Here is a 13,249-nt window from a genome sequence, read left to right as displayed (position 1 = left end):
CTGATTCCAGCTAAAAATATTTCATATTTGATGATTTCCCTTTAATAATTCATAGTTTATTCTTTTCGAATGGCAAAGTTGGAATTTAATAAAGCCCAATTTTGTGGATAATCATAGCCTAATGCCCAATAACTAATTCCTCTTAAGTTATACTGTTTAACCATGTCAAATTTTGCTTGGGCGCTACGTGCATCTTCAAACCATACTTCATGCCCTTGTCCTTGTTCATCAACATAGCGGAAAAATGGAGATTGGGCGGTATTATCGTATTGAATCGTTGCATTATATTGGGTAGCACGTCTAATGGCTTCTTGAGGACTAAAGGTTTCAGCCGTTGCACCTTCAACATGAGGGATTTTCCAATCCCTTGCATAAATTTGAAAGCCTAAATAAATTTTATTAGCTGGCATAACAGAAAGGGCGTATTCCACAACCCTTCGCATCTGGTTGGCTGGAGATATCGCTTGTGGGGAAGCCCCTCTCCACCCCCATTCATAGGTCATAAGAATAACGAAATCCACTATTCTTCCATGGGCTTCATAATCATGGGCAGTATATAATAAGCCTTCCTGTTCTCCACTTGTTTTAGGTGCGACAGCGGTAGAAACAAAATAACCCCTAGGATGCAATCGATCAACAGCCAATTGAAGAAATTGGTTATAGTTTTCCCGATCCTCCGGTAAAACATATTCAAAGTCGATATTTAACCCTTTATAGCCCTTTTCATCCATCAATTGAAGTACATTTGAAATCAGTTTTTCACGCAGTTCAGGATTGGATAAAATAGTATTAGCTAAGTTTGTGCCAGTAGATGTTGTGGATAAATTCGTAATAGCTAACATAGGGGTTACATTCTGGGAGTTAGCAGCGTCTATCATCAATTCATCTTCAAAGGGCTCTAATGTACCATCTTCTTTAATCAAATAGGCAAATGGGCTTAAGTAGGTGAGCAAATAACCTATTTCATTGACGGTTTGAGCTGCTTCTTCATCCTTTTGATAAGTATATGCATTGACTTCAATTAAAGGTTTTCTTCTTGGAATAATTAATGGTGTCCCGATGTAAATGAGGTTTTGATTTTGTAATGAATTAGCGTTAAGGATGGATTGGATCGTTGTACCATATTGATTGGCTATTTGATATAGTGTTTGACCTGGTTGGACATAGTGGATGGTTGGTGGAATGTATATAGTAACGCCTGGGTACAAAAAATTGGGGTTCGTTATTTGATTAATAGTTAAAATGGATTGAATTGGAATACCGTAACGTTGGGCTATGGACCATAATGTTTCCCCTGCTTGAATGGTGTGCGTTTCTACAGCTGTTGGGATGACTAAAGCCTGACCTATTAATAATTTGTTTAGATCCGGTAATTGATTTATTTGTTGAATTGCATTTATCGAGACATTATATTGATTCGCAATTTCCCAAAGCGACTCGCCAGAACGGACAACATGAATGAGCAATACATAGCCCCCTTAGAAATGCTAGAGTAAAATAATATATGTTTTCTATAGGATCATTCATGAATAATAACTATAAAACGACATTTTTCAATAAGAAAACTACTTCGTTTACTTTAACGAAGTAGTTCAGCCAAGAAATGATCATTAGTTTCCTTTTTTCATAATAAAACTTAAATGTCTTCCTGATTTTTTATTTTCTCGATAGGAAAAGCCATCTGGATGATGGAAAGTACATGTTAAATCCACTTTAACGTTTTTCGATGGAATTCCAACTAGTTCACATTGTTTTTTTACAGTTTGTTGGTTATCGATATGGTATTTGTTTGTTTCATCTTTAAAATAAATAAACTCATCGGCGTAACCTAAATCCTTGAACTTTTTGTAAACATCTTCATCAACTTCAAATCGATCTTGACTTATAGCAGGTCCAAGTATGACCTTTATATCATTCGGGTCATTTTGTTCGTTATTAATTAAGTGGTCGAATACTTTTAATGTAATTTCTTTAATAGTCCCCTGCCATCCAGAATGTATAACTCCAATAAGTCCGGTTGTTTCATTATAAAAAATAACTGGTACGCAATCTGCTGTAAAGGTACAGAGCAGTGTATTCGGTTCATACGTATAAAGGGCATCCGTGTTAGAAATCGCATCATCTACACTTCTTGCCCCCCTACCCTTATCTTCCACAGTGACATGATGGACATTGGCACTATGGGTTTGATTAGCACAAACGAAGTCTTCCACATCACAATTTAAAAAAGATGCTAATTTTAATCGATTGTTCAGTACATTATCGACCTTTTCACATACATGTAAAGCCATGTTATTTTGTTCAGGTTCTTCTTGATCTTTTAATGTAGTCCCCATTATGAATTGAGGGTTATTTAAATATATTCTCGTTTTCATTCCATCACCCCATCCCCATCATATTATATAAACAGTCGTTTCATCAAAAAATGAATCTAGAGAAAGATTCATAGATTCCTATTTATGTTCAAGTTATGGATAGGATTAACTTTTTAAAATGACAATTTGAAAAGAATATACCTATCTAGCTTACTTTTATCATAGACATAATTTCTAAAAACTATTCATTTTTTGCCAATTAAATTTTTAATTGGTTGCCAATTTCCAACTGAAAAATTTTCCTATTACAAAATGGTATCAAATTTAACGGAAAAGAATATTGGAAAAATAAGAATTTATATAGAGTGATAGGTCAAAATACTTTCTTTGAAACAGTTTCGTAATAATCTATCCATAATTTTATTAATGATTTTCTCTATTAATCTCTTGTACTATAAAAATACATAAAACAGGAGGTATATATCGATGTTTAAAAACTTGAAAAAAGGCGTTATCGCTACTGTTCTTGGAGCATCTCTATTAATACCAGCAACCGCTTTAGCGGCTAATTCATATACAGTAGTGTCAGGAGATTCCCTATGGAAGATTGCAGTGAAAACTAAAACTGGAGTGCAAGAATTAATCGATGCGAATCCACAGTTAGCGAATCCTAACTTAATTTACCCAGGTCAAAAAATTAACGTACCTGAACAAGAAGGACAAGCAGTAGAACAAGAAGTTGTACGACTTGTAAATGTAGAACGTGCCAATGCAGGTCTACCTGCTTTAAAAAGTGATTGGGAGCTTGCTAGAGTAGCGGAACATAAATCACAAGATATGGCAGACAAAAACTATTTCAGCCATACTAGTCCGACTTATGGATCACCATTTACAATGATGAAAAACTACGGTATTACATATAAATCTGCTGGTGAAAATATTGCTCAAGGGCAAAGAACAGCTTCAGAAGTAGTAAAAGCATGGATGAATTCCGAAGGCCATCGAGCAAATATTTTAAATAGAAATTTCACCCACATTGGTGTAGGTTATGTTGCAGATGGTAACTACTGGACACAAATGTTTATTCAAAAATAATATAAGAATTGAAGTCGGGAACGATAGGTTCTCGGCTTTTCTATTTATTAAAAAAGGTGACCCATAAAGGGACACCTTCTTACTTCGTATTAATCTTCTCGAATTTCGTTACGTTTTTTCTTTAACATTTTAGAAAGCGTTTCGTAAACAATTGGAACGATGACTAAAGTTAATAGTGTTGAACTTAATAAACCGCCGATAACAGTGATTGCAAGGTCTGCAGACATAAGACCTCCGCCACCACCAATACCAATTGCCATTGGTAACATAGCACCGATTGTTGCGATTGCCGTCATTAAGATTGGACGTAAACGAGTTGCACCCGCTTCAAGAATAGCTTCACGCATGGATAAACCATCACGTTCCATATGAATAATACGGTCTACAAGTACGATTGCGTTTGTTACAACGATACCGATTAACATTAATAGACCCATCATTACTTGGACAGAAATCGTATGTCCTGTAATAAATAATCCAAGGAACGCACCAATTACAGTAAATGGTAATGAGAATAGAATTGCAAATGGTGCTAAGCCTTCACCGAATGTTACAACTAAGATGAAGTAAACAATACCGATTGCTGCAATCATGGCTATTCCTAGTTGAGTGAATGTTTCAGCCATATCAGCTGCCACACCTGCTACACCAGTCGTTACACCTTTTGGTAAGTCAAGGTTTTCGATTTTTTCATCTGCTTCAGATGTTGCAACCGAAATATCATCACCAATAATCGTACCTGAAACTGTTGTATAATATTCACCAGCTGAACGACTTAATGTATTTAAAGTTGTTCCTTCTTCTACAGTTACTAATTCAGATAATGGGATTGCAGTTCCTGTAGCTGTTGGAATTTCCGTTTCTAATAGTTGTTCTAAAGATTCTGGAGCCGTTTTTGCTTCGCGTTGAACAATAACTTCAATTTCATCTCCATCATTTTCAACCGTTGTTAACACTTCTTTTGTGCCAGAATTATTTAAAGCCATTACGATTTGAGCAGTAGTTAAACCATATTGCAATACGTGCTCTTGATCTACTTTAAACACATTTTCAACATATGGATCTTCCGCATCGCTCGTTACATCTTCTAAGTTATCCACTTCTTTTAAAGCATCTTCTACTTGGTTAACAGCCGTCATTAAATCATTTAAATCTTCGCTGTATAACGTGTAGCTTACTTCATTTGAAGACATAGCTGATGTACTAAAGTTTTGTGATTTCCATTCTCCGGATTGACCGATGTTAAACACATAGTCTTCAATTTCTTCTCTTACTTCTGGGAAGTTTTCCATTTCGTCATCAAAGATTAGGTACATTAATGCACCGCCTCCGCCACCCATCATCATAGCCGATGGATCAGCACTTTCTGAATCTGTAATGGATAATTGAAGAATATCAATGTCATCACGTTTTAATAATTCTTGTTCTACTTCCTTAATGTTCGCTTCAGTTTCTTCCATTAACTCTCCAGTTTTAGGTGTATAAGTTAAATACATAACTTTCTCTTCTGCAGAGCCCATGAAACTAAATCCGATTAAAGGAGTAAGGGCAAGGGAACCAGCTAAAATAATAATCGCAATTACAGAAGTAATTACTTTATGATTTAATGTTTTTTCTAATACGCCTTTATACCATAATGCAAGTTTACCTACTTCTTTATGACTCTTTTCTGTTTTCTCACCATAAAGCTTTTTACGGAATAAGAAGTGGGATAACGCTGGTACGATTGTTATCGCAACAAGCAATGACGCACCTAATGCGAATGTCATTGTTAATGCGAATGGCATGAATAATTCTCCAACCATTCCACCTACGAAAATAAGAGGTGCAAATACAGCAACTGTTACTAATGTAGAAGAAAGAATTGGTTTGAACATTTCAATTGTCGCTTCCCGGATTAGGGCACGACCATGAAGTTTTTCATTTTTTAAGTGCATACGACGATAAATGTTTTCTACTACAACGATGGAGTCATCGATAACACGACCGATCGCTACCGTAATGGCACCTAACGTCATAATGTTTAACGTAATATCTAACCAGTTTAATAGCAATAAAGCCATAAAGATAGAAACTGGAATTGAAATGATTGAAATAATAGTAGATTTAAAGTCGCGTAAGAATAAAAGAATTATTAATACGGCGATTAAACCACCGAACACTGCTTTTTCTACCATTGAGAATACGGAATCTTCGATTGGTTCAGCTTGGTCTAACGATATATCGACCTGTAAACCATCAATTGCAGCTTCTTCTTCTTCAATTAAATCTTTTACAGCGTTTACTACAGTAACCGTGTTTGCTTCTTGGCCTTTAACAATTTGGATTGCAATGGCATCTTCGCCATTTGTACGAGATACGGATTGAACTTTACCAACCGTTTCAATTGTCGCGATATCACCAAGTTTAACAAAAGGTACTGGATTATCAGCTGTAGGTGTTACTGGAATAAGCATTTCTTTTAACTGATCGACGGTTTGAATATCGCCGTCAACTGCTACTGCTTCTTCACCTTCAACAAATTCATATAGACCTAAAGATAGGGCCATGTCACTGGATTGAACCATTTGTTTAACAGTATCTTCTGTTAACCCAAGGGAAGCCATTTTTTCTTCGTTATAAGTGAATTCAACTTCCTCAATATGCTGCCCAGTGATAGTAGCTGAAGCTACACCATCAATTTTTTCGATTTTTGGTAATAGAATATCTTCAACTGTTGAAGTTAATTCAACAATGTCTTCTTCTGTACTACTAATTGAAAGAGCAACAACTGGCATCATATTCATACTAATGGCCATAATAGAAGGCTCTTCCACTTCTTCTGGTAATGTAACATTATCAATCGCGGATTCTAACTGACGTTTTTTCTCATCCATATCAACGCCGTAATCATATTCAATTTGAATTTGGGAAACGTTGGATGATGAGTTTGAATATACAGCTTTGACATCTTCAAGACCTTCAACTGCTTTTTCCATCGGTATTGACAGTTCATCCATTACTTGTTCTGGGGTAGCACCAGGGTATACCCCCATTACAATTAAATAAGGAATGGAAATGTCAGGTATGGATTCCATCTTCATTCGCGTCCCTGAATAAATACCTGAAACTGTAATGATAATAGTAAGTAACCATACAGCAAGTTTATTTTTCAGGACAAAATTTACTAAACCTTTCACCTTTACACCTGCCCTTAATTGACTCTTGTATTACAGTTATTTATACTAATGACTAATTAGTCAGTTGTCAAACAAATGGGGTAGGAGTGTTTTAAGTGGTAAAAAAACAACTCATTATGGAGAAAGCGCTGGAATTATTTGCTGAAAACGGTTTCGAAGCGACATCGGTACAGCAAATAACTGAGCGTTGTGGTATATCGAAGGGAGCCTTTTATCTTCACTTTAAATCGAAGGATGAGCTCATTCATAGTTTAATTGATCAGTTTATGAACGGTTTTATAGCAGAAATTGAACGGGTGGTCAGTGAAAGGCCACCGGAAGATTTATTATTTCATTTCCTATATGTCACGTTCGGTGAGTTTCAACAGCAAGCAAACTTTGCAAAAGTATTTGTTAAAGAACAGGTTCTGTCCTTTAATCAAGAACTTTTAGATAGAATGCACATGTATATGACGATGTTAAATAAAATCGTTCTAACAATCGTTCAAAGGCAGTTTGCACATATAAATCATCAGATGCATCTTGATATTTTATTTACGATTAATGGACTAATGAAGGGGTATTCAGAACTATTCTTAATAGATAATTATGCAATCGATTTGAACAAATTGTGCCAAACAATTGTCGAAAAAGTGACAATTGTTGCTGAGTATTCTAAAATTCCTTTTATAACACCAGAATATTTAATCAAAACGGATGTACACCCAACAATTTCAAAGGAACAACTTAACGAATTATTAATGGAAGTACAAGGGGAGATACATGAAGATTCTGTTGTCCAAGAATCTTTAATGATGTTGCAGCAAGATTTAAATAACCCTAAATTAAGTAATACGATTGTTCAAGGGTTACTAAACAATATTCGAGGAAATAGCCATTGTATATGGGTTGCCTATTTATATCAACAATATTTAAAGGACAAAGAGAATAATTAAAAGGAGCTTCTATTGTCAAAGGACGATAGAAGCTCCTCTATTTTATTTCTCATTTAATGTACTATGTTTTCTTCCATATAAGAAGTAAAATACAAAACCGATTACAAACCATATTCCACATGCAATCCATGTATTTATTGATAGCTGAGTCATTAAAAATAAACAAGCTAAGAATGATAAAATTGGTAGCACGGGGAAGAATGGCACTTTAAAGCCACCTGATGAAAGAGCGTTTGTATTTTTCCGTAAGAAAATAATACCTAAAGAAACGATTGTAAAGGCGATTAAAGTTCCCATATTTACTAACTCTGCCAGAGTACCTAGCGGGATAAAACCGGCGCAAAAGGCTACTACTAATCCGAAAATCCATGTATTAATAACGGGTGTGTTATGTTTTGGATTTACTTTACTCATTACTTTTGGTAGTAAGCCATCTCGACCAATGGCAAAAAGTAATCGGGAACCGCCATAAATCATGACGAGGATGACGGTCATCATACCAGTAACAGCACCTAATGAAATTATACCAGCAATCCAATCTTGTCCAACAAGATCGATCGCAAAGCTAACGGGATTACTTACGTTAAGAGTCGTATAAGGAGTGATCCCCGTTAAAACTAGAGACATAGCGATATAAAGTAAGGAACAAACTAATAATGAACCAATGATTCCGATTGGTAAGTTCCGCTGTGGATTTTTTACTTCTTCTGCTGCAGAAGATACTGCATCAAAACCTAAGTAAGCAAAAAATACAAGTGCTGCACCAGAAACAACCCCTTCTACACCAAAGGGCATGAAAGGTTGCCAGTTATCCGGTTTTACATAAAACATTCCAACAACGATGAATAAAAGAATCACACCTACTTTAACAAAAACCATAATTCTATTTACTTTTGCTGATTCTTGCATGCCTAGCGTTAATAAATAGGAAATAATCAATACGATTAAAATAGCAGGAAGGTTTATAAAAGTCCCTTCTGCTAGGTTAAATGGCCCTGAAAGAACGGTAGGGATGGAAATGTTTAATCCTTCTAATAATGAAATTAAATAGGATGACCAACCAGTCGCAACGGAAGCAGCGGCTAATCCATATTCTAATACTAAAGCCCAACCGACAAACCAAGCGATAATTTCCCCAAATACTACATATCCATACGTATAAGCGCTACCTGTTACGGGGATGGCAGAAGAAAATTCAGAATAACACATCCCAGCAAGGGCACAAACAAAAGCGGCTATTAAAAAAGAAAAAACAATAGCAGGTCCAGAATGACTGGCAGCTACTGTTCCAGGGAGTATAAATATACCTGTTCCAACAATTGCACCAACGCCAAGTAAAATTAAATCAGTGGCTCCTAATGTTTTTTTCAGTTGGCCTTCGCCATGTTGATTTAATAAATCGTCTAACCTTTTTTTTCTAAATAAATTCGACAATATTAACACCTATTCTTTTTGAATTATGAAAAAAATATTACTATGAAACTGAAAGTGGGTCAAATATATATTAAAATCAAGTCGAATTTTAACGGAAACATAGTTAATTGCATTCATTTTTTGCAATAATTTTACTATTTTGATCATCTGTTAATAATAAATTTTTTTGACCGTTCATAATGGAACTTCCCATTGGTGCACATAATAATGGCACCAAAGGAGATGTTCTTTATGAAATTTGGTGATAACAATGAATGAAGAGAAGGAATTAACACTAGTTGAGCATTTAGAGGAATTAAGAAAACGATTAATCATCATTTCTATAACATTTGTTTTATCTTTATTATTAGGCTTTTGGCTAGCTCCTAAAACATTAAACTTTATAAAACAGCAGCCAACCGCCACCGTTGTAGATTGGAACATATTCGGTTATACGGATGGGCTCATGATTTATGTGAAATGTGCCCTTATTTTAGCCCTGCTCATTACATTGCCAGTGACTTTATGGCAAATTTGGCTATTTGTAAAACCAGGATTAACAGAAAAGGAAGCGAAGGGTACCCTTTTTTATATCCCAATTTCATTTTTACTATTTTTATTAGGAATTAGTTTTAGTTACTTTTTATTGTTTCCTTTAATGGTCAATTTCTTATCGAATGTGAACACGTCAATTGGTGCAATTGAAACATATGGAATAAAACAATATTTCACATTGTTATTTCATATCGTACTTCCAGTAGGACTCGTTTTTGAATTACCGGTTGTTATATTATTTTTAACCAATGTCGGAATAGTTACGCCCGATAAATTAAAGCGAATGAGGAAGGTTGCTTATTTTATTTTAATTATTATCGGAGTATCTATTTCACCTCCGGATTTTCTATCGGATTTTATCATCGTTGTCCCATTATTATTACTATTTGAGATAAGTATTGGCATATCCAGTTGGTCCTTAAAAAGAAGAGAACGGTTGAACGTCACTTATGAATAAACCATTTAAGGAGGAGTTAAAATGGCAAGTATCGGTGTTCCAGGGCTAATTATCATTTTAGTATTGGCATTAATCATCTTTGGTCCCGCTAAATTACCTCAACTAGGTAAAGCGGTTGGAGAAACTTTAAAAGAATTTAAATCATCCACGAAAGGTGTAATGGATGACGATCCTACAGAAGTAGAAGAAATTGTTGAAACAAGGTCTAAGAAAAAATAATAAAATGCAACGAAGCCCTTCCATATGGATAGGGCTTAAAATGTTTTATATTAAAATTATGTAAATTCCTTTGTTAATGCATTTTCCCTATTATAAAATCTTGCTATGATGAATGGAAAATAAGAGTGGAGATTAACATAATGAACGAGAACAGGACGACATTAAAAACTTGTATCGAAATTTTTTTAGTGTCTTTAAAATTAGGACTAACCTCCTTTGGTGGTCCTATTGCCCATCTAGGATATTTCCATGAGGAATATATTCGTCGTAGAAAGTGGTTAGATGAAAAATCCTATGCGGATTTAGTTGCTCTATGCCAGTTTTTACCTGGCCCTGCTAGTAGCCAAGTTGGTATAGGTATCGGCATCATGCGTGGTGGCTTATTAGGAGGAATTATCTCATTTCTAGGCTTTACGATGCCCTCTGTAGTTGCTCTAATTATTTTTGCTTTAATCGTTGGAGAACTAAATGTAAGTAGCATGGGATGGATTCACGGTTTAAAAATTGTTGCAGTAGCAGTGGTAGCCCATGCCATTTTAGGGATGGCAAAGAATTTAGCACCAGATTTGACTCGAAAAGCTATTGTGATTTTGGCCTTAGCGGTCGTTTTACTATGGCAAACGGTATATGCTCAAGTTGGCGTTATAATAATAGCTGGTCTAATCGGATATTTATTATATAAAGAAACAAGTGAGGATCATGCGGCTAATTTTCAAGTACCAATTAGTAAAAAACTAGGCCTTTTTTGTATTACTTTATTTTTTGGTCTTCTCATCTTATTACCAATTTTAAGGGAAGTGATTGCTTCTCCTTTCATTGCGATGTTCGATAGTTTTTATCGAGCGGGTTCTCTTGTTTTTGGAGGTGGACACGTTGTATTGCCTCTCCTTGAGCGGGAGTTTGTTCCGACAAATTTCATTAGTGAAGAGGCATTTTTAGCTGGTTATGGAGCAACCCAAGCCGTTCCTGGACCGTTATTTACTTTCGCTGCATACATTGGTGCTGTCATGGATGGGTGGTTTGGAGGCATTTTAGCTACTATTGGCATCTTTTTGCCGGCATTTTTACTTGTTCTTGGTATATTACCGTTTTGGGATATAGTACGACGGAACAGTAAAATGAAAGGAGTTTTTATGGGTATTAATGCGGCTGTCGTAGGGATTTTAATTGCCGCCTTTTATAACCCGATTTTTACTTCATCTATTGTAGAATCAATTGATTTTGTTTTTGCTGTTATTCTTTTTAGTATGCTTTCCTATTGGAAGATGTCACCGTGGGTTGTTGTTGTTACCGGTATAATTGGTGGGACATTGTTATCTATGATGTAAAAAAAGAGGCTGGGACAAAACCCACCTCTGAAATGAAAAGCCGGTGAAATTTTACGATAAGTAAAATTTCACCGGCTTTGATTATTTTAAATAAAAAATAAGGACCACTTCTGATAAAATTAAGTCACCACAACAAAATTATACAGAAAGAAGGATCCTTATGTTTAAAGATTATAACATGAATCAACTCATTTTGCCTTTAGATTTAGAAGTAAAATTACAAAATAATGATATTGCTTTCCATATCCATCATCTAGTTGAAAGTATCCCTCATGAAGCGTTCGAACCATTTCTACGAAATGAGGGGTGTCCTGCCTATCATCCACGTATGATGCTTAAAATTATCTTATGTGCCTATACACAATCTATCTTCTCAGGACGGAAAATTGAAGCCCTATTAAAAGACAGTATCCGAATGATGTGGCTAGCCCAAGGATATGAACCAAGCTACCGTACAATCAACCGATTCCGTATTCAACCAGAAGTGAAAGATTTAATTCGTCAATGTTTCGTTCAATTCCGTTGCCAATTGATTGAAGAAAAGCTTATTGATCAAGAAGCGATTTTTATCGATGGTACAAAAATTGAAGCAAATGCGAATAAATTTACGTTTGTTTGGAAGAAAACCATTGAAAAATATCACCAAAATTTAATTGAAAAGTCAAACCAGCTATACAATGAGCTACTAGAGAGTGAAATCATACCTGAAATTCAACGTGAAAGCGATAAACAGTTATCATTGGAAGAACTCGCTCAATTAGTTCAAAAAGTGGACGATGTCGTAACTGAATATGATAAACAAATTGAAACATCATCAGATGTTCTAGAACGAAAAGCCTTAAGAAATAAACGTAAATACCCGAAACAATTACGCAAGCAGTTGATTGATTTTGTCCTACGTAAACAAAAATACGAAAGAGACTTTGAAATCTTTGGTACACGCAATAGCTATTCTAAGACAGATTCAGATGCGACGTTTATGCGAATGAAAGATGATTATATGCAAAACGGACAATTAAAAGCTGGATATAATGTACAAATCGCAACGGAAGGTCAATATACGCTTGCTTATAGTATATATACAAATCCAACAGATACACGTACGTTAATTCCATTCTTAGATGAGATTGAGCAGCATTATTTTGAATTACCAAAACACATTGTCGCAGATGCAGGTTACGGTAGTGAACAAAACTTTCATGATATCCTTTCAAACAGAAAACGAGAAGCTCTTATTACTTATAGTAAGTATTTGAAAGAACAAAAGAAAAAGTATAAGCAAAACAAATTTAATCCCGACAACTGGACGTATGATGAAGAAACAGATACATATACCTGTCCAAATAAAAAACGTCTTGAATTTCAATATTATTCTGTTCGTAATGACCGTACAGGCTTCCAACGGAAGCTTAAGATTTACGAGTGTGAAAACTGTTCGGGATGCCCATTCCGTTTATCCTGTACCAAAGCAAAAGAAGGCAACAATCGAAAACTACAGGTGAATGAAAAATGGGAACAGCAAAAAGAATACGTAAGAGCAAAGCTTTCAGAAGAGAAAACAAGTGCCATTTATCGAAGACGCAAAATCGATGTGGAACCAGTTTTTGGATTCTTGAAGGCTAATTTGCGTTTCACTCGATTTTCTGTACGAGGAAAATCGAAGGTAGAAAACGAAATGGGCCTCGCATTAATGGATGTAAATTTAAGAAAATTCACGGCCATTAACTAAAGAAAAAGAAGAATTTACGCACAA

At 35.3% G+C, this 13,249-nt stretch carries 10 protein-coding genes; 6 read left to right on the top strand and 4 right to left on the bottom strand.

Features of this window, described 5'->3' with window-relative positions; all coding sequences use genetic code 11:
• Nucleotides 1-56: 56 nt before the first annotated feature.
• On the bottom strand, nt 57-1,466 hold the full coding sequence (locus MHH69_RS18175; RefSeq protein WP_341362878.1) for a LysM peptidoglycan-binding domain-containing protein: 1,410 nt from the start codon (nt 1,464-1,466) through the stop codon (nt 57-59).
• A 144-nt stretch (nt 1,467-1,610) separates the two neighbouring features.
• Nucleotides 1,611-2,375, bottom strand: coding sequence for a peptidoglycan editing factor PgeF (gene pgeF, locus MHH69_RS18170; RefSeq protein ID WP_122973081.1), 765 nt, complete (start codon nt 2,373-2,375; stop codon nt 1,611-1,613).
• A gap of 426 nt (nt 2,376-2,801) precedes the next feature.
• On the opposite strand from pgeF, the gene safA reads away from it, so the two are divergent.
• Nucleotides 2,802-3,410, top strand: coding sequence for a SafA/ExsA family spore coat assembly protein (safA, locus tag MHH69_RS18165; RefSeq protein WP_122973079.1), 609 nt, complete (start codon nt 2,802-2,804; stop codon nt 3,408-3,410).
• Between the two features lie 89 nt (nt 3,411-3,499).
• Here the strand turns inward: safA and MHH69_RS18160 are convergent, their stop codons facing one another.
• Nucleotides 3,500-6,589, bottom strand: coding sequence for an efflux RND transporter permease subunit (locus MHH69_RS18160; RefSeq protein WP_341362877.1), 3,090 nt, complete (start codon nt 6,587-6,589; stop codon nt 3,500-3,502).
• Nucleotides 6,590-6,684: 95 nt separating this feature from the next.
• Between MHH69_RS18160 and MHH69_RS18155 the strand changes: the two genes are divergently transcribed.
• Nucleotides 6,685-7,524, top strand: coding sequence for a TetR/AcrR family transcriptional regulator (locus tag MHH69_RS18155; protein WP_341362876.1), 840 nt, complete (start codon nt 6,685-6,687; stop codon nt 7,522-7,524).
• A gap of 42 nt (nt 7,525-7,566) precedes the next feature.
• On the opposite strand, the gene MHH69_RS18150 is transcribed toward MHH69_RS18155, so the two are convergent.
• The gene (locus MHH69_RS18150) at nt 7,567-8,958 is read right to left on the bottom strand and encodes an amino acid permease (RefSeq protein WP_122973075.1); all 1,392 of its coding nucleotides are present in this window, start codon (nt 8,956-8,958) and stop codon (nt 7,567-7,569) included.
• A 250-nt stretch (nt 8,959-9,208) separates the two neighbouring features.
• On the opposite strand from MHH69_RS18150, the gene tatC reads away from it, so the two are divergent.
• The 4 genes from tatC (at nt 9,209) to MHH69_RS18130 (ending at nt 13,225) form a co-directional block, all read left to right on the top strand.
• Nucleotides 9,209-9,949 carry a twin-arginine translocase subunit TatC gene (gene tatC / locus MHH69_RS18145; RefSeq protein WP_122973073.1) on the top strand — a complete coding sequence of 247 codons (741 nt, stop codon included), beginning with the start codon at nt 9,209-9,211 and terminating at the stop codon, nt 9,947-9,949.
• A 21-nt stretch (nt 9,950-9,970) separates the two neighbouring features.
• Nucleotides 9,971-10,168 (top strand): twin-arginine translocase TatA/TatE family subunit, encoded by a 198-nt coding sequence (gene tatA / locus MHH69_RS18140; protein ID WP_122973071.1) that lies wholly within the window; start codon nt 9,971-9,973, stop codon nt 10,166-10,168.
• A gap of 140 nt (nt 10,169-10,308) precedes the next feature.
• A complete protein-coding gene (locus tag MHH69_RS18135) occupies nt 10,309-11,496 on the top strand; it encodes a chromate transporter (protein ID WP_122973070.1) in 1,188 nt (395 codons plus the stop codon).
• A 160-nt stretch (nt 11,497-11,656) separates the two neighbouring features.
• Complete coding sequence (locus tag MHH69_RS18130; protein ID WP_341362875.1) at nt 11,657-13,225, top strand: IS1182 family transposase; 1,569 nt, start codon at nt 11,657-11,659, stop codon at nt 13,223-13,225.
• Nucleotides 13,226-13,249: the final 24 nt, after the last annotated feature.

The organism is Ureibacillus sp. FSL E2-3493 (genome assembly GCF_038077515.1).
Taxonomy (GTDB): Bacteria; Bacillota; Bacilli; order Bacillales_A; family Planococcaceae; genus Ureibacillus; species Ureibacillus halotolerans.
Note: the sequence above shows the minus strand (reverse complement) of the source record. Positions and strands in the feature narration are given on the sequence as shown.